This is a genomic window from Klebsiella sp. DY2415 (assembly GCF_026314315.1).
Lineage (GTDB): Bacteria > Pseudomonadota > Gammaproteobacteria > Enterobacterales > Enterobacteriaceae > Klebsiella > Klebsiella ornithinolytica.
Genome location: NZ_CP111115.1, coordinates 2,399,600 through 2,426,593, shown reverse-complemented (window position 1 = coordinate 2,426,593; position 26,994 = coordinate 2,399,600). Strand labels below are relative to the sequence as shown.

The 26,994-nt window shown below is 55.7% G+C and carries 25 protein-coding genes, 3 tRNA genes and 1 pseudogene; 16 read left to right on the top strand and 13 right to left on the bottom strand.

Features of this window, described 5'->3' with window-relative positions; translation table 11 throughout:
* Positions 1-11 precede the first annotated feature (11 nt).
* On the bottom strand, positions 12-923 hold the full coding sequence (gene punR, locus OQV00_RS11295; protein WP_004862743.1) for a DNA-binding transcriptional activator PunR: 912 nt from the start codon (positions 921-923) through the stop codon (positions 12-14).
* 109 nt (positions 924-1,032) lie between these two features.
* Between punR and punC the strand changes: the two genes are divergently transcribed.
* Complete coding sequence (gene punC, locus OQV00_RS11290; RefSeq protein WP_004862745.1) at positions 1,033-2,217, top strand: purine nucleoside transporter PunC; 1,185 nt, start codon at positions 1,033-1,035, stop codon at positions 2,215-2,217.
* 295 nt (positions 2,218-2,512) lie between these two features.
* On the top strand, positions 2,513-3,661 hold the full coding sequence (cfa, locus tag OQV00_RS11285; protein ID WP_004862748.1) for a cyclopropane fatty acyl phospholipid synthase: 1,149 nt from the start codon (positions 2,513-2,515) through the stop codon (positions 3,659-3,661).
* A 65-nt stretch (positions 3,662-3,726) separates the two neighbouring features.
* On the opposite strand, the gene OQV00_RS11280 is transcribed toward cfa, so the two are convergent.
* Complete coding sequence (locus OQV00_RS11280) at positions 3,727-4,362, bottom strand: riboflavin synthase (RefSeq protein WP_004862750.1); 636 nt, start codon at positions 4,360-4,362, stop codon at positions 3,727-3,729.
* Positions 4,363-4,591: 229 nt separating this feature from the next.
* On the opposite strand from OQV00_RS11280, the gene mdtK reads away from it, so the two are divergent.
* Entirely contained in the window at positions 4,592-5,965 is a 1,374-nt protein-coding gene (gene mdtK / locus OQV00_RS11275; RefSeq protein WP_004862752.1) for an MdtK family multidrug efflux MATE transporter, read from the top strand.
* 51 nt (positions 5,966-6,016) lie between these two features.
* On the opposite strand, the gene OQV00_RS11270 is transcribed toward mdtK, so the two are convergent.
* A complete protein-coding gene (locus OQV00_RS11270; protein WP_015584194.1) occupies positions 6,017-6,910 on the bottom strand; it encodes a LysR family transcriptional regulator in 894 nt (297 codons plus the stop codon).
* Positions 6,911-7,017: 107 nt separating this feature from the next.
* Here OQV00_RS11270 and OQV00_RS11265 point away from each other — a divergent pair, with 107 nt between their 5' ends.
* The 6 genes from OQV00_RS11265 (at position 7,018) to OQV00_RS11245 (ending at position 8,989) form a co-directional block, all read left to right on the top strand.
* Entirely contained in the window at positions 7,018-7,647 is a 630-nt protein-coding gene (locus OQV00_RS11265; RefSeq protein ID WP_075808481.1) for an NADPH-dependent F420 reductase, read from the top strand.
* Between the two features lie 184 nt (positions 7,648-7,831).
* Positions 7,832-8,308: an acid resistance repetitive basic protein Asr gene (gene asr / locus OQV00_RS11260; protein ID WP_071887178.1), complete on the top strand. Its 477-nt coding sequence runs from the start codon at positions 7,832-7,834 to the stop codon at positions 8,306-8,308.
* A 70-nt stretch (positions 8,309-8,378) separates the two neighbouring features.
* On the top strand, positions 8,379-8,462 hold the full coding sequence (gene ydgU, locus OQV00_RS27240; RefSeq protein WP_099130681.1) for a small membrane protein YdgU: 84 nt from the start codon (positions 8,379-8,381) through the stop codon (positions 8,460-8,462).
* 288 nt (positions 8,463-8,750) lie between these two features.
* A tRNA-Val gene (locus tag OQV00_RS11255) sits at positions 8,751-8,827 on the top strand.
* A gap of 4 nt (positions 8,828-8,831) precedes the next feature.
* A tRNA-Val gene (locus tag OQV00_RS11250) sits at positions 8,832-8,908 on the top strand.
* Positions 8,909-8,912: 4 nt separating this feature from the next.
* Positions 8,913-8,989: transfer RNA gene (locus OQV00_RS11245), tRNA-Val, on the top strand.
* 248 nt (positions 8,990-9,237) lie between these two features.
* Here OQV00_RS11245 and zigA read toward each other — a convergent pair.
* Both zigA and OQV00_RS11235 read right to left on the bottom strand, forming a co-directional pair.
* Positions 9,238-10,461 (bottom strand): zinc metallochaperone GTPase ZigA, encoded by a 1,224-nt coding sequence (gene zigA, locus OQV00_RS11240; protein WP_069475891.1) that lies wholly within the window; start codon positions 10,459-10,461, stop codon positions 9,238-9,240.
* A gap of 196 nt (positions 10,462-10,657) precedes the next feature.
* Positions 10,658-11,440, bottom strand: a pseudogene (locus OQV00_RS11235) (DUF3750 domain-containing protein).
* 397 nt (positions 11,441-11,837) lie between these two features.
* Between OQV00_RS11235 and OQV00_RS11230 the strand changes: the two are divergent.
* The 3 genes from OQV00_RS11230 to OQV00_RS11220 all read left to right on the top strand — a co-directional run bounded on the left by OQV00_RS11230 (position 11,838) and on the right by OQV00_RS11220 (position 13,507).
* The gene (locus tag OQV00_RS11230) at positions 11,838-12,404 is read left to right on the top strand and encodes a DJ-1/PfpI family protein (RefSeq protein WP_015584190.1); all 567 of its coding nucleotides are present in this window, start codon (positions 11,838-11,840) and stop codon (positions 12,402-12,404) included.
* Positions 12,405-12,593: 189 nt separating this feature from the next.
* Positions 12,594-13,037 carry a type II RES/Xre toxin-antitoxin system antitoxin gene (gene parS / locus OQV00_RS11225; RefSeq protein WP_032716402.1) on the top strand — a complete coding sequence of 148 codons (444 nt, stop codon included), beginning with the start codon at positions 12,594-12,596 and terminating at the stop codon, positions 13,035-13,037.
* Entirely contained in the window at positions 13,034-13,507 is a 474-nt protein-coding gene (locus OQV00_RS11220) for an RES family NAD+ phosphorylase (protein ID WP_004862779.1), read from the top strand. Before parS ends, OQV00_RS11220 begins: the two co-directional genes overlap by 4 nt.
* Before the next feature lie 80 nt (positions 13,508-13,587).
* Here the strand turns inward: OQV00_RS11220 and OQV00_RS11215 are convergent, their stop codons facing one another.
* Positions 13,588-14,367, bottom strand: a complete 780-nt coding sequence (locus OQV00_RS11215) for an SDR family oxidoreductase (protein ID WP_004862782.1) — start codon at positions 14,365-14,367, stop codon at positions 13,588-13,590.
* Complete coding sequence (locus tag OQV00_RS11210) at positions 14,360-14,677, bottom strand: nuclear transport factor 2 family protein (protein WP_004862785.1); 318 nt, start codon at positions 14,675-14,677, stop codon at positions 14,360-14,362. Before OQV00_RS11210 ends, OQV00_RS11215 begins: the two co-directional genes overlap by 8 nt.
* Positions 14,678-14,779: 102 nt before the next feature.
* Between OQV00_RS11210 and OQV00_RS11205 the strand changes: the two genes are divergently transcribed.
* Entirely contained in the window at positions 14,780-15,685 is a 906-nt protein-coding gene (locus tag OQV00_RS11205) for a LysR family transcriptional regulator (RefSeq protein ID WP_044349852.1), read from the top strand.
* Positions 15,686-15,711: 26 nt separating this feature from the next.
* Here OQV00_RS11205 and gcvA read toward each other — a convergent pair whose 3' ends face one another.
* On the bottom strand, positions 15,712-16,617 hold the full coding sequence (gene gcvA / locus OQV00_RS11200) for a transcriptional regulator GcvA (protein WP_015584186.1): 906 nt from the start codon (positions 16,615-16,617) through the stop codon (positions 15,712-15,714).
* A 241-nt stretch (positions 16,618-16,858) separates the two neighbouring features.
* Between gcvA and OQV00_RS11195 the strand changes: the two genes are divergently transcribed.
* Together OQV00_RS11195 and OQV00_RS11190 are read left to right on the top strand one after the other, a co-directional pair.
* Positions 16,859-17,467, top strand: a complete 609-nt coding sequence (locus OQV00_RS11195; protein WP_069475887.1) for a glutathione S-transferase family protein — start codon at positions 16,859-16,861, stop codon at positions 17,465-17,467.
* 237 nt (positions 17,468-17,704) lie between these two features.
* The gene (locus tag OQV00_RS11190; RefSeq protein ID WP_086816309.1) at positions 17,705-19,315 is read left to right on the top strand and encodes an FAD-NAD(P)-binding protein; all 1,611 of its coding nucleotides are present in this window, start codon (positions 17,705-17,707) and stop codon (positions 19,313-19,315) included.
* Positions 19,316-19,324: 9 nt separating this feature from the next.
* Here the strand turns inward: OQV00_RS11190 and OQV00_RS11185 are convergent, their stop codons facing one another.
* The 5 genes from OQV00_RS11185 to OQV00_RS11165 all read right to left on the bottom strand — a co-directional run bounded on the left by OQV00_RS11185 (position 19,325) and on the right by OQV00_RS11165 (position 25,280).
* Positions 19,325-19,474, bottom strand: coding sequence for a hypothetical protein (locus OQV00_RS11185; RefSeq protein WP_266280347.1), 150 nt, complete (start codon positions 19,472-19,474; stop codon positions 19,325-19,327).
* A gap of 264 nt (positions 19,475-19,738) precedes the next feature.
* Positions 19,739-20,533: an MBL fold metallo-hydrolase gene (locus OQV00_RS11180; RefSeq protein ID WP_004862807.1), complete on the bottom strand. Its 795-nt coding sequence runs from the start codon at positions 20,531-20,533 to the stop codon at positions 19,739-19,741.
* Between the two features lie 174 nt (positions 20,534-20,707).
* Positions 20,708-21,343, bottom strand: a complete 636-nt coding sequence (locus OQV00_RS11175; RefSeq protein WP_004862810.1) for a carbonic anhydrase — start codon at positions 21,341-21,343, stop codon at positions 20,708-20,710.
* 211 nt (positions 21,344-21,554) lie between these two features.
* Positions 21,555-23,204 carry an OFA family MFS transporter gene (locus tag OQV00_RS11170; protein ID WP_266280346.1) on the bottom strand — a complete coding sequence of 550 codons (1,650 nt, stop codon included), beginning with the start codon at positions 23,202-23,204 and terminating at the stop codon, positions 21,555-21,557.
* 297 nt (positions 23,205-23,501) lie between these two features.
* Complete coding sequence (locus tag OQV00_RS11165; protein ID WP_015584180.1) at positions 23,502-25,280, bottom strand: sigma-54 interaction domain-containing protein; 1,779 nt, start codon at positions 25,278-25,280, stop codon at positions 23,502-23,504.
* Between the two features lie 466 nt (positions 25,281-25,746).
* On the opposite strand from OQV00_RS11165, the gene ygeW reads away from it, so the two are divergent.
* On the top strand, positions 25,747-26,934 hold the full coding sequence (gene ygeW, locus OQV00_RS11160; RefSeq protein ID WP_004862818.1) for a knotted carbamoyltransferase YgeW: 1,188 nt from the start codon (positions 25,747-25,749) through the stop codon (positions 26,932-26,934).
* Positions 26,935-26,994: the final 60 nt, after the last annotated feature.

Genomic DNA, 26,994 nt, shown 5'->3' with positions numbered 1-26,994 from the left:
TGCGGCGCCGGTTACTCCGGCGCCCGCAGCCACTCCCGGTTCAACGTTTCGCTGTCCCCCAGATAATCCAGCAGCCACGACAGCGCCGGTGACGTGTCGCTCTGCTGCCAGGTCAGGCAGCACGCGGCGTCCGGGAACGGGTTTTCCAGCGCCAGCGCGGTCCATTCACCGCGGTCAATCCAGGGGCGGGCAAAATGGCTCGGCACCATCCCTACGCACAATCCCGCCGAGAGGCAGGTAGCTGATGATTCCCAGTCCGGCACCACTACCCTTTTCTGGTTGTCCAGTAACCAGGTCGTGCGTTTCGGTAACGAACGGGAAGTGTCCTCCCGGACCAGCGACGGCCAGTTGCGCAACACATCATCGCTCAGTGGCCCGTTCATCTGCGCCAGCGGGTGATGGCTGGCCACTACGCAATGCCAGCTCAGCATCCCCATATCGCGAAAGGCGTAGCGCCCCCCGACCGGAATCGAACGCGTTGCCCCGATAGCCAGTTCCACGCGCCCGTCGGCCAGCGCGTCCCAGACGCCGTTGAAGACCTCCTGAAAAACAATCAGCTCGACATCGGGAAAGTGACGATAAAAATCGACAATCATCTGACGCATACGGGCCGGTTTAACAATGTCGTCTACGGCTATCGACAGCTGGCCGCGCCAGCCGTTGGCTATCTGCTGACACTGCTGGCGAGTGATCTGCATTTTTTTGATAACAGATCGTCCTTCCTGTAAAAACCAGAGCCCGGCGGGGGTCAATTCGACATCGCGATGGCGGCGTTCAAAAAGCGGTACTGCCAGCCACTCCTCCAGCTGACGTACGGTATAACTGACCGCCGAAGGTACGCGGTGCAGCTCCTGAGCCGCTGCGCTAAAGCTGCCGTTGCGGGCGACAGCATCAACAACTTCGAGTGAGTATTCGGACCACATATTCTGCCTGCAAAAATTTTGAATGCATGTAGCAAATATTAGCGTTTCACAAGCCAGAATGCACTCCCTACACTCTGCGGCATCATACCTGCACCTATAAGAGAATGTTATGCAACAACCCGGGAAAGGATTTTTAGTGTGGCTGGCGGGACTCAGCGTGCTGGGTTTCCTCGCCACCGACATGTATCTGCCGGCCTTTTCGGCCATCCAGCAAGATCTCAATACGTCTGCGGCGTCGGTCAGCGCCAGTCTGAGCCTGTTCCTCGCCGGCTTCGCCATCGGACAGCTGTTCTGGGGCCCGCTCTCGGACCGCTACGGACGTAAACCGATTCTGCTGACCGGGCTGGCGATCTTCGCTATCAGCTGTCTGGGAATGCTGTGGGTGCGGGATGCCACCCTGATGCTGGTGCTGCGCTTTATTCAGGCGATCGGCGTCTGCGCGGCGGCGGTGACCTGGCAGGCGATGGTCACGGATTATTATCCAGCCCAGCGCACTAACCGTATTTTCGCCACCATCATGCCGCTGGTGGGTCTATCGCCGGCTCTGGCGCCGTTGCTCGGCAGCTGGCTGCTTGCCCATCTGGAATGGCAGGCCATTTTTGCCACCCTGTTTGCCATCGCCCTGCTGCTGATGGTGCCCGCCCTACGCCTGAAGCCGGTCGTCAGGCCGCAGGGTGATGTCCGCGAGAAGTTGACCTTTATGACGCTGCTGCGTTCGCGCGAATACAGCGGCAACGTGCTGATTTACGCCGCCTGCTCCGCCAGCTTTTTTGCCTGGTTGACCGGGTCGCCGTTTATTCTCCATGAGATGGGCTACAGCCCGACCGCTATCGGTCTTAGCTATGTTCCGCAGACAATCGCCTTTTTAGTCGGTGGCTATGGATGCCGCGCGGCGCTGCAGAAATGGCAGGGCCAACAGCTGCTGCCCTGGCTGCTGGTGATTTTCGCCGTCAGCGTGGCTGCAACCTGGATGGTTGGTCGGGTTGAAGATGTCTCAATCATTGCGGTGATGATTCCCTTCTGCGTGATGGCCGTTGTCAATGGCGGGATTTACCCGATTGTTGTCGCCCAGGCGCTGAAGCCGTTCCCGCAGGCGACCGGCCGTGCCGCCGCGCTGCAGAATACGCTGCAGCTTGGTCTGTGCTTCCTGACCAGTCTGCTGGTCTCCGCGCTGATTGCCACACCGCTGCTCACCACCACCAGCGTGATGCTGGTCTCGATCGTGCTGGCCGGGCTGGGTTATTTTATGCAGCGTCACAGCGCCTGCCTGACTACCGAATCGTCGCATGCATAAACGCGTTTCGGCGATGTTAAGGCTCAGTAATTAGCCTGCTAATATATTTTTATTGAAAGCCGGATTTCAGCGGCCTATACTGAACCGGCTTCACATAAATAAAATATTTTTTACGATTAACGGCAGCAGGATGCGTCCCGTTTCACCATGGAAGGCCTTTCGGCAAGGGTTATCGCCCTTCCTCTGTTCTACGTCGGATAGCAGCTTCACGGATATTCCGTGAGATTTCTCACAAAGCCAAAAAAGCGTCTACGCTGTTTTAAGGTTCTGATCACTTGGGCGTGATGGAGAAGCTATGAGTTCATCGTGTATAGAAGAAGTAAGCGTACCAAACGACGACTGGTACCGAATTGCAACCGAATTGCTCGGTCGCGCGGGCATTGAGGTCAATGGCCCCGCCCCCTCCGATCTGCGGATTAACAATCCGCTCTTTTTTAAACGCGTTTTACAGGAAGGCTCGCTGGGGTTAGGCGAAAGCTATATGGACGGCTGGTGGGATTGTGAACGGCTGGATATATTCTTCCATAAAGTACTGCGCGCCGGGCTGGAAAATCAGCTCCCGCATCATCTCAAAGATACGTTGCGCATCGCAGGTGCTCGCCTGTTTAATCTACAAAGTAAAAAGCGCTCCTGGATTGTCGGAAAAGAACATTACGACCTCGGCAACGATCTTTTCAGCCGTATGCTCGACCCCTATATGCAATATTCCTGCGCCTACTGGAAAGAGGCGCAATCGCTGGAAGAGGCGCAGGTGGCAAAATTAGATCTTATTTGTCGCAAGCTGCAGCTGGAACCGGGGATGCGGGTGCTGGACATTGGCTGCGGCTGGGGTGGTCTGGCTTACTATATGGCCAAAAATTATCACGTTAGCGTAGTCGGCGTGACCATTTCTGCCGAGCAGCAAAAAATGGCCCAGCAAAGATGCGAAGGGTTAGACGTCACCATTTTGCTGCAGGACTATCGCGATCTGCATGACCACTTTGATCGCATTGTTTCCGTCGGGATGTTTGAACACGTGGGACCTAAAAATTACGCCACCTATTTTGAAGTGGTGGATCGTAATTTGAAACCTGACGGCCGTTTTTTATTGCACACCATTGGCTCCAAAAAAACGGACCACAGCGTCGATCCGTGGATCAATAAATATATTTTCCCCAACGGTTGTCTGCCTTCGGTTCGTCATATCGCGCAAGCCAGCGAATCCCATTTTGTGATGGAAGACTGGCATAATATCGGCGCCGATTACGATACTACGCTGATGGCCTGGTACGAACGTTTCCTGGCCAGCTGGCCCGATATCGCCGATAACTATTCGGAACGGTTTAAACGTATGTTTAGTTATTATCTGAACGCCTGCGCGGGGGCTTTTCGCGCGCGCGATATTCAGCTCTGGCAGGTGGTCTTTTCTCGCGGTGTTGAAAACGGCCTTCGCGTCGCCCGCTAAAAATATCCCCCGTTAAAACGGGGGATATTCTTTTCTTTTATGCTTCATCCGGCGGCGGCGCCCGATCATTCATCGCTCAGGTGTTGTGCCGCTTCTTTGGCCGCCAGCACACGTTCCACGGTATCCACTACCGCCTGCGTTTGCGGGTCGATCTCAATATTCACCCGATCGCCGAGTTTTTTAATGCCAAGCGTGGTGCGCTGCAGCGTTTCCGGGATCAAATGCACGCAAAAACGCGTCGGGGTCACTTCTCCGACCGTCAGGCTGATCCCGTCAACGCCGATGAATCCTTTATAGAGGATATATTTCATCAGCGTCGGGTCCTGAACCTTAAACCAGATCTGGCGGTTATTTTCCGAGGTCAGGATCTTGACGATTTCCGCCGTGGTCATAATATGACCGGACATCAGATGACCGCCGATCTCATCGCTGAATTTTGCCGCTCGTTCCACGTTCACCACGTCCCCCACCTCTACCGCGCCGAGGTTGGTAATACGCAGCGTCTCTTTCATCAGGTCAAAACTGATACGCGGACCGTCAATTTCGGTGACTGTAAGGCAGCAACCATTGTGCGCCACCGATGCCCCGGTCTCGATGCCGGCAAGCATATGCTCAGGCAGCTCCACCACATGGGTGCGAAAATTGGGTTTTTCATCGATGGACACCACTTTAGCGGTCCCCTGCACAATGCCAGTAAACATGCTTTACTCCTGTAGACTTTCGTGACGGTATCATTACCGTTATACCTGTCGGGAACAATACCAGTTGGCAAAACAGGTTGCCAGCGCGCATCGTGCCCTACCATTTTTTCACTGGCTTAATGGCGCATCATCGCTACAATAGACTGGAAAACCCCTCAGCTCTTTCTTCTTGCTGCCAATTACGGCGGCTTTTTTAGTCTCAAAATAACAACAATATAAAGGTGTTCACGTGCAGAAGTATTTTATTGAAGCGCGTCAGTTATTAGCCCTGGCCATTCCTGTGATCCTGGCACAGGTCGCCCAGACCTCTATGGGCTTTGTCGATACCGTGATGGCGGGTGGCTATAGCGCCACCGATATGGCTGCCGTCGCGATTGGGACCTCTATCTGGCTCCCCGCAATTCTCTTTGGCCACGGTCTGCTGCTGGCGCTGACGCCGGTTATCGCCCAGCTAAACGGCTCCGGCCGCCGCGACCGCATTGCCCATCAGGTTCGTCAGGGGTTCTGGCTGGCGGGATTCGTTTCGCTGCTGGTTATGGTCGTGCTGTGGAACGCCGGGTACATCATCAGCTCGATGCACAATATCGACCCGGCCCTCGCTGAAAAAGCGGTAGGCTACCTGCGCGCGCTGCTGTGGGGCGCCCCCGGCTACCTCTTCTTCCAGGTCGCTCGTAACCAGTGCGAAGGCCTGGCGAAAACCAAACCGGGGATGGTGATGGGATTTATCGGCCTGCTGGTCAATATTCCCGTTAACTATATCTTTATCTACGGCCACTTTGGCATGCCTGAGCTGGGCGGCATCGGCTGCGGCGTGGCGACGGCATCCGTTTACTGGGTGATGTTCTTCTGCATGATCTCCTGGGTACGTCGCGCCCGTTCTATGCGCGATATCCGTAGCGATGAAGGCTTCAGCGGACCGGACTTGAACGTGCTTAAACGCCTGGTGCAGCTGGGACTGCCGATTGCGCTGGCGCTGTTTTTCGAAGTCACTCTGTTTGCGGTCGTTGCGCTGCTGGTTTCTCCATTGGGCATTGTGGACGTCGCGGGCCATCAGATAGCCCTGAACTTCAGTTCGCTGATGTTCGTTTTACCCCTTTCGCTGGCGGCAGCGGTCACCATCCGCGTCGGCTTCCGTCTTGGGCAGGGTTCCACCCTCGATGCGCAGGTTTCTGCCAGAACCGGGGTTGGCGTTGGCGTCTGCATGGCCGTGATCACGGCGATTTTCACCATCCTGATGCGTAAGCAGATTGCGCTGCTGTATAACGACAATCCGGAGGTGGTCCTGCTGGCTTCCCAGCTGATGCTGCTGGCCGCGATATATCAGATCTCCGACTCCGTCCAGGTGATTGGTAGCGGGATTCTGCGCGGCTATAAAGATACGCGTTCGATCTTCTTTATTACGTTTACCGCGTACTGGGTGCTGGGACTGCCGAGCGGCTACCTGCTGGCCTTAACAGATACGCTGGTTCCGCGTATGGGTCCCGCGGGTTTCTGGTGCGGATTTATTATCGGGCTCACCTCGGCAGCGGTGATGATGATGCTGCGGATGCGTTTCCTGCAGCGTCAGCCGTCCAGCGTGATTTTGCAACGCGCGGCGCGCTAACGCCCAGCGGCATCCTGTTCCCGGGGTGCCGCTTCTCACCGTCGTACGGATTCAGCGCGGGCCCAGCGCAGCTCTTAATGCGTCAACAAAGCATTTAATTTTCGTCGTCCGCCGACGTCCGGCCGGTACCAGAATATGCATGGGCCGCGCCGGTCCTGAGAATCCGGCTAAAACCTGTACCAGGCTCCCCCGCTCCACTTCGGTTTTCAACACATCTTCCGGCCCGAGGGTAATACCGTGCCCGGCGATAGCCGCATTCATCAGCGCCTTCCAGTCATTCGCGCGAAACCGCCCGGAGGGTTTGACCTCGAACATCTCCCCCTGTTTCTCAAATCGCCACCGGCAGGCGCTGCCCGCCGACCAATGTCCATAAACCAGACACGCATGATGTTGAAGATCGGTCGGCGTCTGCGGTTCGCCGTGACGCAAAATATAGTCCGGTGACGCGCAGGCAATCAGCCGGTATGGCAGCAGAGGCCACGCCACCATCGAGCTGTCGGCCAGCTCACCGATGCGCACGATCACCTCAAACTCCTCTTCAATCGGGTCGACAATGCGGTCGCTCAACGTCAGTTCAACCTGAACGTCAGGATAGCGGGCAAGATAGTCGGTAATAAAGGCCGCGAGCGCATGCGATCCAAACGTGACCGGCGCATTCACCCGGATGATGCCTGAAGGTGTCGCTTTCATCTCCTGTGCCACCGCGTCCGCCTCAGCGATCTCCGCCAGTACCACGCGGCAGCGTTCATAATAGCTACGCCCGATATCGGTGAGCGTCTGTCGCCGCGTGGTGCGGGCGATTAATGAAGTGCCGAGGTGTGCTTCAAGCGCCGCCACGTGTCGGGCGACCATCTGCGGCGAAAGTCGCAGCTGTCCGGCAGCGGCGGCAAACGACCCCGTTTCAGCCGCCTTCACGAAAACCCTGATACTGGTGAGCTGGTCCATGATTCACTCATTTGAGTTGTTTATCATTCCACTATCTTACGATTTATCTTCTGCGGGGATGGAATTAAATTTATCAACACTCTCAGATCATTCGTAAGGAGTTGAAAATGAAGATTGGCATTATCGGCGCCGGATTCGTTGGCCGGTCTGTCGCGAAGCTGGCGCTTGCCGCCGGTCACGACGTTATGTTGAGTAACTCACGAGGGCCCCAGACGCTTTTCAGCCTGGGGCCGATGATTGGCTGTCAGGTCGGCAGCGCAGAGGAAGCTGCCGAATTTGGCGAGGTGGTGGTCATTGCCGTGCCGCTCAGCGCCATCCATTCGCTGCCGGTCAGCGGAATTCAGGATAAACATGTCATTGATGCAGTGAATTACTATCCCGAGCGTGACGGCCCGATCGAGGCGCTGGAGTCAGGAGAAACCACCACCAGCGAATTGCTCGCCCAAATCCTGCCTGCCGCTACCGTCACCAAAGCGTTTAACGCGATTCCCATGACCCAGCTGGAAAGCGATGGACTGCCCGCGGGCGCGGAAAATCGTCGGGCGCTGCCGTTGGCAGGCGATAGTGAAAAAGGAAAAGCGATCGCCGCCGCGCTGTACGAGGCATTTGGCTTTGACACCGTAGACGCCGGACCACTGTCCGAGGGATGGCGTTTTGAACGCGGCCAGCCTGCCTATTGCGTACGAATGACCCGCCCGACGCTGCTCACGACGCTGTCCGATACACTGCGTCGCTAACCCCCCCCTCCGCTGACGCTGAATCCGTTAGCGGAGCATCCTGCTTTTCGCCCGCTCTATGCGTTGTACATTCCGTTACTCGCCGATACCAAACACTCACTGAAGCCAGAAAAAGAAAAACTTATAGTGATTTCAACAGCCCCGCAGTGGGGTTCACTGAAGAAATAATTTCGAGGATATCAGAATGAAAAAAGTATTAGCTCTGGTCGTTGCCGCTGCTATGGGTCTGTCTTCTGCTGCTTTCGCTGCTGATGCAGTAAGCACCACTCAGGCTCCGGCTGCTGCAACTCACAGCACCACTGCCAAAACCACTCATCATAAAAAACATCACAAAGCCGCTGCCAAACCGGCCGCTGAGCAGAAAGCCCAGGCCGCGAAAAAACATCACAAAGCCGCCGCCAAACCGGCCGCTGAACAGAAAGCCCAGGCCGCGAAAAAACACCACAAAGCTGCCGCCAAACCGGCCGCTGAGCAGAAAGCCCAGGCCGCTAAAAAACACCACAAAGCGGCAACCAAACCAGTAGCCCAGAAAGCCCAGGCCGCTAAAAAACACCACAAAGCGGCGGCTAAACCGGTAGCCCAGAAAGCTCAGGCGGCAAAAAAACATCACAAAACCACTAAGCATCAGGCCGCTAAACCGGCTGCCCAACCGGCTGCTTAATTTTTCCGCTAAGTTGAGTTAATCATAAACCGGCGCTGTTTCAGCGCCGGTTTTATTTCAGGAGGCCACTATGCTGCAGCGCTATCGTTTTGAGCTTATTCTGATCCTGTTAGTCCTCTGCGCACTTTTTACCCTTCGCCTTATTTTCAGGTAACCTCTCTTTTCCGGCCCCCGCGTCTGCGACGCCTCTTGCACCATTCGCCTGACGAATCACTCATTCTCTCCCGACAGCGTCGCCAGGCCTTACTTCGCGCCGCGTCAGGCACGACGCCGCAGCGAGACCAGGGCAACTGGATAAGAAATATCCTTTAGCATCAGTAAAATATGAGCAATATGCGCAAAACTTCCGCAATCGCGTGAGATCTGAAAGAAAAGTGACGTTTGCCTCTTGCCACAACCCCATCCGATCGCTAATATGCGTCCCCGTTGTCACCACAACATTGCGTTCATAGCTCAGTTGGTTAGAGCACCACCTTGACATGGTGGGGGTCGTTGGTTCGAGTCCAATTGAACGCACCATAATGCGTTTATAGCTCAGTTGGTTAGAGCACCACCTTGACATGGTGGGGGTCGTTGGTTCGAGTCCAATTAAACGCACCATAATGCGTCCGTAGCTCAGTTGGTTAGAGCACCACCTTGACATGGTGGGGGTCGGTGGTTCGAGTCCACTCGGACGCACCATTCTTTATTCCGCAGACATCAGCAACCGTCTGTAGGTTATCGAACGGTGTGAATTTCGCACATTTCTCGCTGTAACACGCTCATCTCTCCCTTGCGGTTATTCAGGCCATTCCTGAAACAGGACTGGGGCCAGTTTATCCTCTCAGCAGCCCCCCTTGACGAATATTCCCGCACGCACGCCGTCTCTGCGGCGTTATTGCACAGAGAAGCAATGAAGAGCCGGCTTTTACCGGGTCTCTTGCGTTGACTTATGCGGCAACCCAGGGCGCAAGCGGGTCGGAGTAGTGACGCCATTCGCCCGGCCCCTCCGCCATTTCTTCGTCCGTAAGCAGAGCCGAACCCAGCCTGGCGCGTAGTGCTGATTCATCCATATTCATTCCGATAAACACCAGTTCCTGCCGGGCATCGCCCACACCATCCATCCAGTTTGCCCGGATAAATTTCAGCGACTCATCATCCTGAGGCCAGCGTTCTCTGGGGACACTTGCCCACCACATTCCCCCCAGTTCCTGACGCGCCACGCCACCGGCCTGGGACCAGGCGCCGGCAAATTCCGGACGACTGGCCAACCAAAAATATCCTTTCGATCTAACCACTCCAGCCAGCTCATGTGCCATCACCTGGCAGAAACGGGCCGGATGGAAAGGCCGGCGGGCGCGAAAAACAAAGCTGCTAATCCCATACTCTTCTGTTTCCGGGGTATGTTCGCCGCGTAGTTCCTTCAGCCAGCCTGGCGCCTGTGCGGCATTATCAAAATCAAACAGCCGGGTATTCAGGACCTTATCCAGTGCTACCTGACCAAACTGCGAAACAACTATTTTTGCCCGTGGATTCAGAGAGCGCAAAATAGCCGTTAACTTTTCTTGTTGCCCGTCATCGATCAGATCGACTTTGTTCAGGACCAGCACATCGCAGAATTCAATCTGCTCAATGAGCAGGTCGACCACGCTGCGCTCATCGCCTTCGCCCAGTGATTCTCCGCGTGAGCGGAGGCTATCTGCAGAGTCATAATCACGCAAAAAATTGAAGGCATCCACGACGGTCACCATGGTATCAAGACGCGCCACGGTTGAAAGACTTTGCCCGTCATCGCCGGCAAAGGTAAAAGTTTCAGCAACCGGAAGCGGTTCAGAAATACCGGTAGACTCGATAACCAGCTGATCAAAGCGCCCTTCTTTCGCCAGGCGATTCACTTCCAGCAGGAGATCTTCCCGCAGCGTGCAGCAGATACAGCCGTTACTCATTTCAACCAGTTTTTCATCGGTACGTGAAAGTTCGGCGCCCCCTTCCCTGACCAGAGCGGCATCAATATTGACCTCCGACATATCATTGACGATAACCGCAACGCGCCTGCCCTCTCTGTTGTTCAGAATATGGTTGAGCAGGGTCGTTTTCCCGGCGCCCAGAAAACCGGACAGAACGGTCACCGGCAGACGCATGTCGCCCTGTCTTTCTACGCTGATGTCAGACATTGCCTTTTATCTCCTCGTACTTCATTTGTCATTGGTCCGCTGATTTCGGGCCACTCAGCGTGACCACAGCATTTTAATTGTTATGTTATAACATAACAATTAAAATGCCAACATCGACCTTTATAGCCACGTAGAGGAGAAATGTGCAGCAGCGATACGCAATGTTGGCTTAGCTGCAGGTGGGGAGCGTCGCCATTTATCGGGAGTGTTCCGCAGCGTTATTGGACAAATTGTCATGGCCCAGTCCGCCAATAAATGGCAGACGGATACGTAGCGGCGTGAAATCCAGGCCGACGTTCAGCCCCAGCAGATTGAGTTCAAATCCCTCTTCAGCTCCCAGCGTTACGCCGGCGATACCCAGCACCGACACCTGCAGCCCGCGCCCGGATGGCGGTAGGCCAATGGGATTCAGCAGCGAGCGAAAATCTTTCCCCACCGCGTTGGCCGGCATATCCAGTTTGAGCGCGGGCACCTCGCGGCCAATATGGGCCAGAAAGGTGTTACTGTTAGGGCCCGGCCAGGCGTGGTAGGTATCCGGCCAGGGGTAGGAGGCAATTGCCGCGACAATCTGCGGGATCATGGCCTCGGCCTCTGCTCCCCGATGCTCCACCAGTAAACGAGGTTTCGCGCCGAACCAGTAGCCATCCGGCGGGTTGCTATTACGGCGCACCTTCTCCCCGCCTCCCCAGCTAATCACTTCATAGCGGTTATATTCCGTTTCCCCGGCGCGTTTATAGATAATCCAGGGATGCACCGCCACCACGCCTTTCTAGCCCCAGGTGGGCGCAGCGTAGACCTGCACAATGGCCAGGCGGGCGTTTTGCTGGGGATCAGGCGCCAGGCCAGCTGAGTCACGACGGGCGGACCACCAGCCCTCCTGCGGACGTAGCTCCCGCTGATACATCGTCTGGGCCAGGCTGGCGCCAAGGGAGAGCAGGATGATGCAAAGCAGACTCAGACAAACGATTTTTATGATCATGGCGGCCTGTATTCAGTGAGGAGACATCTCTATGGGCGATTATTGTCCTGACGGGACCGGGCAGCAATATAAAACGCGCAGATCATCGTCAATCTGCACACACCGATGAGAAATTACATTAATGCATTACAAGAACGCGATATGGCGTACGATTTCACGCCCTTACAGTTTCGGGATTGGCCAGACGCTTCAGTAGTTCCTTGCCCGGCTCCCTGCCGCAGGTCGGCAATCATTTATCGTCTACCAAAGTCACTCAGGCCGAGAGCTGCGCGCGCTCCAAAAGCAGAGCACAGGCGAAACACCGCGGTATCAGTACACACAACGCCACTTGCGGTTCGCATTCCCTTCGCCCCTGGACTATACCTTAGGCATCTTTATTCCCTGAGGAACAACCCTTATGAGCAAAAAAATTCTGATGCTGGTTGGTGATTATGCCGAAGATTACGAAACCATGGTGCCGTTTCAGGCATTGCAGATGATTGGCCATCAGGTTGACGCGGTTTGCCCGGATAAGAGCAAAGGCGACTATATCATGACGGCGATCCATGATTTTGACGGTGCCCAGACCTATAGCGAGAAACCCGGGCACCGCTTTGTCCTCAACGCCGACTTTGCTGCCGTAAAAGAACAGGATTATGACGCCCTGCTGATCCCCGGTGGACGAGCGCCGGAGTATCTGCGCTTGAATGACGAGGTGCTCAAACTGGTTCAGGCGTTTGACGCGGCGCACAAACCCATTGCCGCCGTTTGCCACGGCCCGCAGCTTCTGGCCGCCGCCGGAATACTGAAAGGCCGCACCTGTAGCGCCTACCCGGCCTGCGCGCCGGAAGTACGGCTCAGCGGCGGGCATTATGCTGAGATCGGTATCGATCAGGCGCATGTTGACGGCAACCTGGTCACCGCCCCTGCCTGGCCCGCCCATCCGCAATGGCTGGCGAAATTTGCTGAAGTGTTGCAGCAGTAAACGTTGAATCCGCGACGAATAAAACGACCCCGGAGGACCGTCCAGCTGACGGTCCTTACTGCGGACTGTTTTCGGGGCCGCCAGCCACAAAACCGCAATCAACTCATGACCTGCCCGGCGATTATATTTTCAACAACCCGACAAATGACTATAATAAAGCATGACAAATGTCCTTATTCAGGAGGGAAGATGAAAACCTGGGTTCCTGCAGAGCAACCTGCCGATAATGCGCTGTGGCGCTATGCCGGGCTACCGGCGAATCGGGGTATGCAGTTGATTGAGCTGCTGAGTATGGGATTACCGGTCAGCGTTCTGGATAATATTCATGAGTGGACGGAAATGTCGAAAACCGACATTCTGCGCATCACCGGGATTAATGAGCGCAACGTTGCCCGGCGCAAGAGCGCGGGCGGCACGTTGACGCCAGGCGAAAGCGAACGTGTGGCGCGTTTTGTCAGGGTCCTGGATACCGCCGTCGACTATTTTGGCAGCAAGCAGGATGCCTACGACTGGCTGCAGTCGCCGGTCAGAGGACTGGGCAATGTCGCCCCCATCGATCTGATTGCTACCGAGAGCGGCGCGCTAGAAGTAACAGACCTGATTGGTCGCCTGGAACACGGCGTCTTTGCATGATTTTCTATCGTCTGGTTACCGGCCGTTACGCCAGCGAAGCCTGGACGGGAAGCGGGGCCAACCAGTACGGCGGGCGCTGGAATCACCAGGGACACCCGGCGGTCTATGTGTCCACTTCCATTGCCCTGGCGTCACTGGAGATCCTGGTTCACGTCAAAAATGAGGCAATCCTCAACCAGTATCAGCTGTATAGTATCGAGATACCGAACAGCGAAGTGGAATCCCTCGATAAACAGTGGTTACCGGATAACTGGCAAGAAAATCCGATGCCCGTTTCCACAATGGATCTGGGCACCGGCTGGCTACAGTCGGGCAGCGGTCTGGCGCTGATGCTTCCCTCCTGCATTATTCCCTATGAAAACAACGCCATTTTAAACCCGCTTCATCCCGCGTTCAGCGAGGCCCTGGCCTCCGTGCGTCAGTATCCCTTTACCTTTGATCCCCGCCTCGCACGCTCCACGCCCCTCTGAAGCCCTGGCAGCAATACCTTGCCATCAAGACTGAGTGAGGAGAAAACCTTTCGCCGCGCCTTGCCAGTCCGTGGTGATGGTTAAACCGTCGGTACGGTTCCACCATCAATGAGGTATTCTGCCCCGGTTATCGATGCCGCCCGGTCGGAGGCTAAAAACGCAATCAGATTGGCCACCTCTTCGGGTTGCGCCGGACGACCGAGTGGAATTCCGCCTAATGAGTCCATGATGATTTGTTTCCCTCGCGCATACTCAACCCCCTGCTGCTGCGCGAGCCGCTGCGCAAATCTGACCGCCGCCTCGGTTTCAATCCAGCCGGGGGCCACGCTCAGAACACGAACGCCCCTGGGGGAAACCTCTTTCGACAGGCTTTTACTGTAGGTGGAGAGCGCGGCTTTTGCCGCGGCGTAGGCCGTGGTTGACTCCGGCAGCGGCATCCTTCTTTGGATTGAAGAGACGTGGATAATCACCCCCTTCCCGCTGTTGAGCATGAGGGGAAGCAGTAAACGATCCAGCCTGAGGGCAGGGAAAAGGTTGAGATCCAGCTCCTGCTGCCACAGCTCATCGCTCAGCGCGGCAAACCCGCCTGCCGGGGAGGAAGAACCGCCCAGCATATGAACGATAATATCAACGCCGCCCAGCTGCTCCTGTACCTCCGCGGCCAGCAGAGCGCACCCGCTCGCCGTGGCGAGATCCGCCGTCACAAAGAGCGCATCAACAGGAGCGTCCGGCGGATGGCGAGCGCAGGTTAACACTCGCGCCCCCAGCTGGCGAAACAGCGCCACGGTTGCCGCCCCGGCCCCTTTGGTACCCGAGGTAATCAGAACGCGCTTTCCTTCCAGCGCCAGAAAATCACTCATCACCGATCTCCAGCTCATCGATCTGCCCTGCCGTCAGGCGAAATACATAGCTAAGGATGACCGGGCTGCCGGGGAAATTTCCGCTGACGTTGGCGCGCACCTTTACCCTGGCGCCCTGCGTTATCGTCTCAATAGGTTCGGCGACATACCGGTATTTTTGTCTGGCGGCAACCCGCCACTCGCGGATGGCCTGCCGTCCGCGATAGGTATTCCCTTCATCTTTCACCACCGCATCCGGGGTGAAGGCGCTGACAACGCGCTCCAGATCTTCAGCGGCAAAAAAGGCCTGTACTGCTGATGGCGTATCCATAGTGAATCTCCCGTGATTAAACGCTACGGCTTAACTTTAAGAATCCTTTATAATTTAAACAATCAGGACAAACCGGGATGCCATGATGAAGGAAATGGGATAATGTCGCGAATCACGCTGACGGATTTAGATGCCGTTCTGGCCATCGCCCGACGAGGGACCTTTCGCGCGGCGGCGATCGAGCTGGGGGTATCAACCACCGCATTGAGCCATATCATCGCCAGATTTGAAGCCGAAATGGGCGTACGTCTATTTAACCGGACCACCCGCAGCGTGGGGCTCACCGACGCCGGTCGCCTGTTTATCGATAACATCGGTCCGTCGCTGCAGGGCGTTCATCAGGCCCTTGAGGTTGTCCGCTCCCGCAGCGAAACCCCTTCTGGCGTCCTGCGCATCAATACGCCTCCGTTTGCCGCCCGGACGCTTCTCTCCCGGGTCGTGCTGGAGTTTTTGCGCCGCTATCCGCAAATGCAGGTGGATATCGTCACCGATGGCCGGCTGATCGACATCGTTGCGGAAGGCTTCGATATGGGAGTACGGGTCGCCAGCCTGATACCGGAGGATATGATCGCACTTTCCCTCGGCAAACCTCAGCGCTATGCCGTGGTGGCTTCTGCGCAGTATCTTTCGCACCATAAGCGGCCTGAAACCCCCGCAGATCTGCTCAATCATCCCTGCATCCGGGTGCGTCTGCCCGATGGTTCCCTCTATCGCTGGCATCTTGAGAAGCAAGGAGAAACGGTACAGGTCGATGTCCGCGGGCAGCTGACGCTGGATGAGGCGTCGCTGGCGCGGATTGCGGTGCTGGAAGATGCGGGAATAGGTTTCTTTCTTGAACAGGATGTCATCGAGGATATTGAGGCCGGCCGGCTCATTCGTTTACTGGACGACTGGACGCCCCCTTTTCCCGGCCTGTGTCTGTATTATCCCGGCAGACGTCACCCCTCCGCCGGGCTGGCCGCCTTTCTGGCGCTGGTGCGGGAATTTGCCCGATCCGCCGGCCGTTGAGCCCCCTGGCAAGCGCCGGAACCATGCTATCGCGGCGCCGGCAAATCTTCCCGCTGGCGCCAGGCCGCAAGTTCTTCATTCAGCCAGGCGATGAACAACGAGACTTCCGTTTTCTTTTCACTTTGCTGCGGGGTGACCAGCCAGTACGGCCAGGGATAAGGCGCAGAACAGGCGGTGACCTGGACCAGCTCTCCTCGATCGATCGCGCCCTGCACCAGGGAGCGCCGCTCCAGCGCAATGCCATTGCCGAGTCGCACGGCTTCCAGAACCAGATTCGAGTCGTTGATACAGAGTCCGCCGGCGACGATCTCACGCTCCAGCCCGGCCTTGAGGCACCAGGTTTTCCAGGATTCCATCGAAAATAGAATCTTACTCGCCGCCACCTCTTGCGGCGTTGCCGGCATCGCGCCGCCGTTGTAATGCGGCGCGGCCACCACAATCAGCTCATCGGCAAACATATAGCGGCTTTCCAGCCCTTCCCAGTCGCCTTTCCCCATGCGAATGGCGATATCCACCGCCTCCTGCTGCATGTTGGTGACCGTCAGACTGGCCAGCAGCCGCAACGTGATATGGGGATAGCTGGTGCGAAAGCGATCCAGGCGCGGCAATAGCCAGTGGCAGGCAAAAGACGGTACCGTGGCCAGGGTTAACGTCGTCGTCCGCGGCTTAACGTGGACCAGACGAGTGGCATCCGCGATATGTTCCAGCGCCTCGCGGACATGCATCGCATACAGTCGCCCCTCTTCGTTAATCTGCACTCCGCGTCCGTGACGCGTAAACAATCTCACGCCGAGCATCTCTTCCAGCACTTTAATTTGCTGACTGATTGCCGAATGGGTGACATGCAGCTCTTTCGCCGCCTGCGTCACGCTCCCAAGTCGGGCAACGGCCTCAAAGCTCCGTAAACTGGCGATCGGTGGGTAATCCGACATGAAGCAGCTCCTTATATTCCGGCTCCTGGAGGTCAACGTTACCCTGGTCCAGGAGGGTAAACCTCGGGCGACAGTACCGGTCAGTCATTCTGACATCTCAGGTAAGAAATGCGTAATATTCGTTATCGCCAATCTGGCGTAATGTCTCTCTGCAGCCAGGGGCAATGCGCACGGTGATATCCTTCCTGGCGCACCTTGATTGACCCGGCATTCTCCTTTCAGAGACAGGAAAACAGGAATCATGATGAAACTCATTGGCATGTTGGACTCCCCTTACGTGAGGCGCATCGCGGTATCTCTGGCGCTGTACGGTGTCGAATTTGAACACCTGCCGCTGTCGGTGTTTAGTGCCGTTGAACCCTTCGCAAAATTCAATCCGGTGGTCAAGGCGCCTACGCTGATTCTGGATAACGCCGTTCGGCTGATGGACTCCACGCTGATCCTTCATTACTTCGAATCTCAGGCAGATTTGCAGCGTAAATTGCTCCCCGCCGCCGGCCCTGCGCTGGCCGAAGATCTTCAGACGCTGGGATGGATTCTGGCTGCCAGCGAAAAAGCCGTACAACAGGTTTACGAACACCGCTTACGGCCGCCAGAGAAACAGTATCAACCGTGGATTGAACGCATCACCTGGCAGTTACTGTCTGCCTGCCGGGAATGGAACGCCGCGCTGGAACGCCGGGCGCTCAACACGCCGCTCGATCAGGTCTCGGTAACCAGCGCCGTGGTATGGACCTTTATTCAGGCGATGATCCCCGAGGTGGTGAAGGCCGATGACTTCCACTCAATTCGTGCCCACAGCGAAATAGCAGAAGCCCATCCGGCCTTGAAACAGTTTCCTTTTCCCTGAGCGATATAACAGCGGAAAACTTTTGCGGGGCACAGAGGCCCCTTTTTTATTGCCCGCCAGCTGACAGCCGGGAGCGACGTACAGACCGCATGCATCCAGCTGGCTGGCGCCGGGGTTTTCGACCACACTTAAACCCGACTCCCGCTGCTGAACCTAAGGCGCCGATCGCTTTTCCCGGTTGACCGTCCGGCAGGCGGGAAACGGCAATGGAAGAACGTTTATCACGGGTGATGATGCATGAAGAAAATTGCGATTATCGGCGCAGGCCCCACCGGGATTTATACTCTTTTTTCCCTGTTAAAATATCCGGAGCCGCTGGCGGTGACGGTCTATGAGCAGGCGAGTCAGGCCGGCGTCGGCATGCCATACAGCGACGAAGAAAACTCGCGCATGATGCTGGCCAATATCGCCAGTATTGAAATCCCACCGATCCTCTGTCCCTATATCGACTGGCTGAAACAGCAAAGCGAGGAGCACCTTGCCCGCTATGGCGTCAGCTATGATTCGCTGCATGTTCGCCAGTTTCTTCCGCGTATCCTGCTTGGCGAATATTTTCGCGACCAGTTTATCGGCCTGACAGCCAGAGCCAGACAACAGGGTTTCTCGCTGACGGTGCATGAATCCTGTGAGGTCACCGACCTGCAGGCCACGGCAGAAGGCGTCAGATTATGGGCACAAGGTGAGTCGGCGGCGGAACGTTTCGATCTTGCGGTCATCGCCACGGGCCACGTCTGGCCCGCTGACGAGGAGTCCACCCGTACCTTTTTCCCCAGTCCGTGGTCCGGCCTGATGGATGCCGAGATCCCGGCATGCAGGGTCGGTATCATGGGTACCTCGTTGAGCGGTATTGATGCCGCGATGGCCGTGGTGGTTCAGCACGGCGAGTTTGTCGAATCCGCCGCGCGATCGCTGCAGTTCAGGCTCAATCCGGCCAGCAAAGCGCTGAATATTGTCCTGATGTCGCGCTCCGGCATATTGCCGGAAGCGGATTTTTACTGCCCGATTCCCTATGAACCGCTTTCGGTGGTGACGCCTGACGCGCTGGAAAAGGCGATTGCCGCCGGTTCAGAGGGTTTACTTGACCGCGTTTTCCGGTTGATGGCAGAGGAGATCGAGCGCGCCGATCCGCAATGGAGTGCCGGTATCGCCCTCCCGACGCTGAACGCCGATAGCTTCAGCGACGCGTGGTTTCGTGAACGACACCAACATGACCCGTTTCACTGGGCGCAGGCCAATCTTATGGAAGTCGAGCGCAACAAGCGCGAGAAATACACCGTTCCGTGGCGCTATGTCATCCTCCGGCTGCATGAGGCCGTGCAGGAAATGGTCCCGCATCTGGATGCGCGGGATAGTCAGCGCTTTAGCGACGGGCTCGCCCGGGTGTTCATCGATAATTACGCCGCTATTCCGTCAGAGTCGATCCGCCGCCTGCTGGCGCTTCGCGAAGCCGGAGCGCTCCGCATTCTCGCCCTCGGCGAGGATTACCAGATGGCGATCGAAGAGGACAAAACGGTGATTGCCACGCGGGAAAGCCGGGCCACCTATGATGTCTTTATTGATGCACGCGGGCAAAGAGCGCTAAAAACAAAAGATCTGCCCTTCCCGACGTTACGGGAGCAGCTGCAGGCCACCGGCGATGAGATCCCGGACGTAGGGGACGACTACACGTTACAGGAGCCTGCGGAGGTACGAGGCCGCGTGGCGTTCGCGGCGCTGCCGTGGTTAATGCATGATCGGCCTTTTGTGCAGGGTATTACCGCCTGTGCCGAGATGGCTGAAGCCATGGCAGGCGCCATTTCCCGTCCGGCGTCCCGTCGCCGCAGGCGTTTGCCGCAGACCGATCTGTGACGATCAATCTTAGCGCTGCCCGGGATCCGGGTGAAAAGGATCTTTCTTATGGTCCTCGCTATCATCGCGTTTACGCGGTATTTCCCCCTGTTCGCGCGGGTCGTCTTTTGCCGGGCGACTCCCGCGCTTTGCGCCGTCATTTGCCATCAATCGTCTCATGTATACCTCCGGTCGCGACGTGGATGATTGCGGTGGCTGATAAGCCGGCGCAGGAAAAAGTCCTGTGCAGGTTCCTCAACCGGCCTTATAAAGCCTGGTTGCCAGGACAAGTTTTCACCAGTGAAAAGATTTGCGCCTGCTCCTTCGCTTCAGGCCAGGTCTGGTGTTCGGATGGCGGCGACGGGGTGTGGTAGCGGCCCTTTTCGGCAATGGGCGGCGATGAGCGGCCTGTGCAAAAGGGCCTCTCATCGCGATTAACAGGCGTCATCCACGCAGGCAGGCGAGATATTTTTGTGCGGAACGCTGTACCCTTTCATGCGCGTTGTTCAGCATATTTTGCCCGGCGAAGGCTCCGTACAGTCTGGCAAACCGCACGCCGGCCAGGCGCTGCATGATGTTTTCAATGACCGACGCGGGCAGCGGCAGCATATTCGGGTAGCTCCACATAAAAGAGACCGCATCCGCACCGGGAGTCACCTGCAGGATGTCGCCCACCAGCAGCGTGCCATCGCCCTCGCGCCAGTGTAGAACGGTTCCCCCGGCGAAGTGGCCGCCCAGTCGCAACAGCTGCACCGAGGGCCATAGCTCAAACGCATCGCCTTGCCACAGACGAATCGCCGGGCTATCGCGCACGATCCACTCACTGTCGCTGGCATGCAGATAGACTGGCGCGTCAAAGGCGGCCGCCCAATCCTGCATGGTGGTGTAGTAATGAGGATGGGAAATCGCGATGGCATCAATACCGCCAAGCGCAGCTATCAACGCCATCGTGGCGGCATCGAGATTGGCAATGCAATCCCACAGAATATTGCCCTGCGGCGTTCTGAGCAGAAACGCGCGTTGGTTGATAGCGAACCGGGGAACGGTTTTAAGGCTAAACAAGGTGTTGTCATGCTGTTGCCAGGCGTTGGTATGATGGCTGATGAGATCCTCGAAGGCTACCCACGCCTGTCCGCTGACCGGGACATACTGGCGTTCATCGTCACAAATCTTGCAGCGTAAGATGGGTGTACTTCTTTCGTCATACGACGTGCCGCACGTTTTACACAGCTTAATCATTATTCCCCTCCTGCACGATGGTAAAGCAGTCATGAGTATGGCAGATGCGCGGCGACGGCCGGTGATTCCAAAGATGACAGGAAAGCCACAGAGGGGAGAACAGGAATAAGAACGGGAGGACGAGTCAAAAACGGTACACTGAGATACAGGGCTTCCCTGCCCTGAAGAGAGAAATTACTCGAAGTAGACAGCCGGGTTCTCCGACAGCGATACAAAGGTTTTGGTGTTCTTATCCAGCGCGCCAATCGCCCCGCTTTCGATATCGTAAACCCAGCCGTGCAGGCGCAGCGCCTTATCACGCAGACCGACGGCAACCGACGGGTGAGTTTTGATGTTGTTCAGCTGTGCGATAACGTTTTCCCGCACCATCGCATTCACTTTATCGATTTCACTGTTCCAGGTGCCTTTTTCGACCACCGCTTTTGCGGCATCGGCATAGCGCAGCCAATGCGCCACTGCCGGCATCGGATCCAGACACTGGCAGGTCGCAACCGCAGTCATCGCGCCGCAGTTGGAATGGCCACAGATGACAATATCGGTGACGCCCAGGGCAACAACGGCATATTCAATAGTCGCGGACACGCCGCCCGGCTCTGGTCCGAATGAGGGCACGATATTCCCCGCGTTACGAATGACAAAGAGCTGTCCAGGTTCCTGCTGGGTCACCAGTTCCGGTACCAGGCGGCTGTCAGAACAGGAGATAAACAGCGCTTTGGGATTCTGGCTGGAGGCCAGGCTACGGAAGAGCTCTTTACGCTGCGGGAAGATCTCTTTCTGGAAGTTGAGGAAACCCTCAATGATATGTTGCATAGCAGTGTCTCTTTTCTCGGTATGAATTACGGTATGACAAAGATCACAGTTTGTCAGTGTATCACCGCAGCAGAGAATAGGAATCGTTATTCAAATGGAATCTATATGTTGCAGCCCCGATCGTTTCTGCGGGGCTGTGACAAAATACAAGGGATCTCACGCCTCAGACAGCGCAACGGTTGCGTTCAGTCGGTACGTGCACTACCTCCTGCTAGATGAAGAATTTTATTGCCTGTTGCATCGTCGTGCCTATTCCCCACAGCAGCGGTAGCCCCACAGCAAACCAGCTTAACGTTAGCAGCACAACGGAGGGACGGGCCTCCCATGTCAATTGCGCGTTGGCATTAATGGTATACATGCCCTTAGCCTGCTGCTGCTGTTCGGCGGTCATGGCATATTTTTCCGCAATCGGGCGCACAAGCTGGTTGCAGATGAAACCCATAACCAGTAATACCGTCAAGACCAGCAGCGTAATATCATAGATCCGTGCCGGGGCGATGCCCTGCGCCAGCTGATATTCTCGCAGGTAATTCACCAGCACCGGGCCGCTAATGCCGGCAGCGGACCAGGCGGTCAACAGACGACCGTGAATCGCTCCGACCATCTGAGAACCAAATACATCGGCCAGATAAGCCGGAATGGTGGCAAAGCCGCCGCCATACATCGAAATAATGATGCACAGCGCGCAGACGAAAAGCGCCACATAGCCACCGTGATTGGTCAGCGGCAACGTCCCGTAGAACAACGCCCCTAGCAAAAAAATTAAGGCAAAGGTGGTCTTTCTGCCGCACAGATCCGACACCGAAGCCCAGAAGAAACGCCCCAGAATATTAAACAAACTGAGCAGGCCGGTGAATCCGGCGGCCATCGTCGCAATCCGCTTCAGCTGTTCGCCACTTAATTCATTCCAGCTCAGGTCCTGCGAGAGTAGCTTTCCGGCAAAAATCTCCTGCAGCATGGGCGATGCCATACCCAAAATGCCGATACCGGCGGTGACATTCAACCACAACACCAGCCACAGCAGCCAGAACTGGGGCGTTCGCCACGCCACGCTGACATGCACCTGTATGGTGGAATGATTACGCATCACCTTTTGCGCTTTCTCCCCCGAGGGATGCCAGCCCATCGGCGGCAAACGGTAGCCAAACGTACCGCACAACATAAACAGCGAGTAGATCCCCGCCAGCGCCAGGATACTCTGCCAGACGCCGTTTCCTTGCGGGCCGGCAAAAAAGTTCATCAGCCAGTTTGCTAACGGCGCGCCGACCAGTGCCCCGCCGCCGAAGCCCATGATCGCCATGCCAGCAGCCATCCCGCGCTTGTCCGGGAACCAGCGCAGTAACGTAGAAACCGGCGATATGTAGCCCAGTCCCAGGCCAATACCACCAATCACTCCGGCTCCCAGCCAGAGTAGCCACAGTTGATGACTGTAAATGGCGAGAGCGGAGAGCAGCAACCCGCCGCACCAGCACAGCGTCGCGACGAGACTCACCAGTCGCGGACCGACTTTTTCCAGCCAGCTTCCCCAGAGTGCCGCGGCGCAGCCAAGGAAAACAAAAAACAAGGTATAGGTCCAACCCAGCAGCGAAATTTTCCAGTCACATTCTCGGGTAAATAGCTGCTGCCAGAATGACATCTCAGCCGGACACTGCAGGGGGTGTGTACCGCCAATTAACTGCGACATTGGCAACCAGAAGACGGAAAAACCGTAAGCCATGCCGATGCATAAATGCACGGCTAACGCCGCCGGTGGCACCAGCCAACGGTTAAATCCGGGGCGAGCAATGATGCGAGACTTAGCAAAAAATGGTGTTATCGGTGATACGGCTAAGGGAGGTGTATTCTCATTTAGTTGCGCCATAATCCTGTCCTTATCATGTTTGCTAACCGGCTACCTCAGCAGCCGAAGACAGGGTTACAAAGCAATAATGACGCCACCTGGTTAAAAAATAGACAAAAATGCAGACTGAAGCGAGCAAGCACTGCCTGCTGTTGGTCTCATAGCCAGAAGCGATAGCTTTACCGGCAGCAGTGAATGCGTCAAACCTCAAGCCTGAGTCAGGAAGAGATGATTTTGATAATTACCGCTCTCAGAGTGATAACCCGCCGCCGCTCCGCCATACGTTTAGCATAAGGGCTATCCTTGTCCGTTCAAGAATCAGATGCCAATCAGCTCGTACTTTTTAATTTTGCGATACAGCGTGGCAATGCCAATTCCCAGCTCATCCGCCGCCTGTTTCTTATTGCTGTAGCGAGTCAAAGCGTCGCGAATCATCTGTTTTTCCATCGCTTCCAGCGCCGTGCTCCCTTCTTCCTCTTTAACCTCCGCCATCTCGCCAGGCAGGCTGGCATCCCGCCCGGTGGTTTTACCGCTGCAGATTAAGTTTGGCGGAAGCAATGACGCATCAATCACCTCACCCGATGGCACAACGTTGACCAGGTACTCCATCAAATTGCTCAGCTCGCGGATATTGCCAGGCCAATGATAGCGCTTAAGCAAACCGATGACCTCGGGAGAGACGCCGGGATAGACCAGCTCAAGACGGCGGGTATGCAGCTGCAGGAAATGGTGAATGAGCAGCTCGATGTCATCCTGCCGCTCGCGTAGCGGCGGTAACCTTAACGGAATCACGTTAAGCCGGTAATAGAGGTCCTCACGAAATTTACCCTCGGCGATAAACTGCGCCAGGTTTTGGTTGGTGGCGGAAATAATGCGGATATCGACCGGAACCGGGTGACTGGCCCCTACCGGCTGGATCTCACGCGACTCAATTGCTCTCAGCAGCTTTGCCTGCAGCGTAAGGGGCATATCGCCAATCTCATCGAGAAACAGCGTACCGTGATTCGCCGCCTGTATCAGCCCGGGTTTACCGTTGGCCGACGCGCCGGTAAATGCCCCTTTTACGTAACCGAACAGCTCGCTCTCCAGCAGCTGTTCGGGGATAGCCGCACAGTTGATGGCAATAAACGGCTTTGCCTGTCGGTCGCTCAGCTTATGAATGGCGCGGGCGACAACCTCTTTTCCGGTCCCGCTTTCGCCAGCAACCATCACGCTGGACGGACCACGCGCTATGCGGCTTATCAGTTTTTTCAACTGACGCATCGGGCGACATTCGCCAATCAGCTGCTCAATCTGCGGCTCGTCCTGCGCCGCACTGAAATCCGTCGTGGCGTGCGATTGATGAAAAGCCATTAAGAATAGCCACTGATCCTGAACAGCATGCAGCTGCCCGATAATAAGTTCTTTCTTGTCATCAAAGGAGATCACATGCTGCATATGGCCGCGCACAAAATTATGCTCAAAGGTTAACGGACGAAAATTAATCGTTTTGCCGACCATATTTCCCTGATTTACACCAAGAATCTTTAATGCCGTCTGGTTGGCAAATTTTATCTTTTGATCGAGGCTGACCACCAGCACCCCCTGATCCATATTCTCAATCATGGTCAAAAATATTTTTTGAATATTATCGCTACTGCCCTGCCCCTCCAGCAGCCGCGAAACGAATATTGATGAGACATGGCGAACGTAATCGGAGAATTCGTGAAGATTATCTTTAATTCGCTCCTGCTGCTCGCGGGTTAACGCAATAAGGCTAATAACGCCCACACACTGTCCCTGATAAATAACAGGAGTGCCAAGAAACGCTTTTTCTTTGCAACTTTCCTTACTGGCACATCCTTTACAAAGAGGATCAAAACGAGAATGGGTAACAACTTTGTCTTTTTTTGTTTCTATTATGTAACGCAAAAGTCGCGAATCTTCATTCAACTTTTTTCCCAGCAATCTCCCGTACGCGCCTGTTCCGGCGACGCGACAGAGTGTGTTATCGACAATCTCGACCTCAAGCTGAAGCACGCTGGAGAGCATACGAGCAAACCGTTGAATTGTAGGTTGAATTTGCATCAATACGGATAAGGTGTTAGAGGAAATCATAATGAACCCTTACTCTCACTAACCGAAAACTATTTTTATTCTTTCCCGATGATACTACTCCAGGGTTGAACGGAATTGATGCAGATAAAATCCCCTTTTCACTCTTTGACGGAAATATGGAGGCGATATCACATTTTCATATCAATATGAGAATTCGCAGCGGTTTTTTATCAATTTGACGATGAAGCTGTCTTTTCTTCCCCGTTCTGCGGCCGCTGAATAAAAGAAACCGAATTGCAGCCGGCATAACGAAAATGAATCTTATTTACCTCACCCCCTCGCGCACCGATGTTTACGTGATCGTCATCGCATAATCACAGCCATTTATCTCTACGTCAGACTCTTTATCAGGAACTGGCACAGTTATTGTTAGTGAATATACAGCGCTGGCCGTCGCCACTTCACGCTCGCCGCTCCCGACCGCACAGCAATCATTAAGCTCGTCATTCACTACCAGGACCTAAAAATGAAAACTGTTAACGAACTGATTAAGGATATCAACCACCTCAACTCCAACCTTCACGATAAAGACTTCCTGCTGACGTGGGAACAGTCTCCGGATGAGCTGAAACAGGTGCTGGATGTTGCCGAAGCCTTAAAGACGCTGCGTGCAGAGAATATTGCCACCCAGGCCTTTAATAGCGGGCTGGGAATTTCCGTTTTTCGCGATAACTCAACCCGCACTCGTTTCTCCTATGCCTCAGCGCTGAATTTGTTAGGTCTCGCGCAGCAGGACCTTGATGAAGGCAAATCACAAATTGCCCACGGCGAAACCGTTCGCGAAACCGCCAACATGATCTCATTTTGTGCCGACGTTATCGGTATTCGCGACGACATGTATCTTGGCGCCGGCAATGCCTACATGCGCGAAGTCGGCGACGCGCTGGACGACGGATTCCAACAGGGCGTACTGCCGCAGCGCCCGGCCCTCATTAACCTGCAGTGCGATATCGACCACCCGACGCAGGCAATGGCCGATCTTGCCTGGCTGCGCGAACATTTTGGATCGCTGGAAAACCTGAAAGGTAAAAAAATCGCCATGACCTGGGCCTACTCGCCAAGTTACGGCAAACCTCTCTCGGTGCCTCAGGGAATTATCGGTCTGATGACCCGCTTTGGTATGGACGTCACTCTGGCACACCCGGAAGGCTACGATCTGATTCCGGACGTCATCGACGTGGCGAAAAACAACGCCGAAGCTTCTGGCGGCCGCTTCCGTCAGGTCACCGATATGGCAGAAGCGTTTAAGGATGCGGACATTGTATATCCGAAGTCCTGGGCACCTTATAAGGTGATGGAAAAACGCACCGAACTGCTGCGCGCTAACGATCATGATGGGTTAAAAGCGCTGGAGCAGGCCTGCCTGGCGCAAAACGCCAACCATAAAGACTGGCACTGTACTGAAGAGATGATGGCGCAGACTAAAAACGGCGAGGCGCTATATATGCACTGTCTGCCTGCCGACATCACCGGCGTCTCCTGCGACGAGGGGGAAGTCACCGAAGCGGTCTTCGAAAAATACCGTATCGCCACCTACAAAGAAGCCAGCTGGAAGCCATACATCATCGCCGCCATGATTTTGTGCCGCAAATACGCCAGACCTGGCCAGCTGCTGGAGCAATTGCTCAACGAAGCACAAAAACGCGTCAAGTAACCTATCAGGCTGGCCTGCAGGCCAGCATCACACTCTCCGCATGATGGATAAGGACAGAGT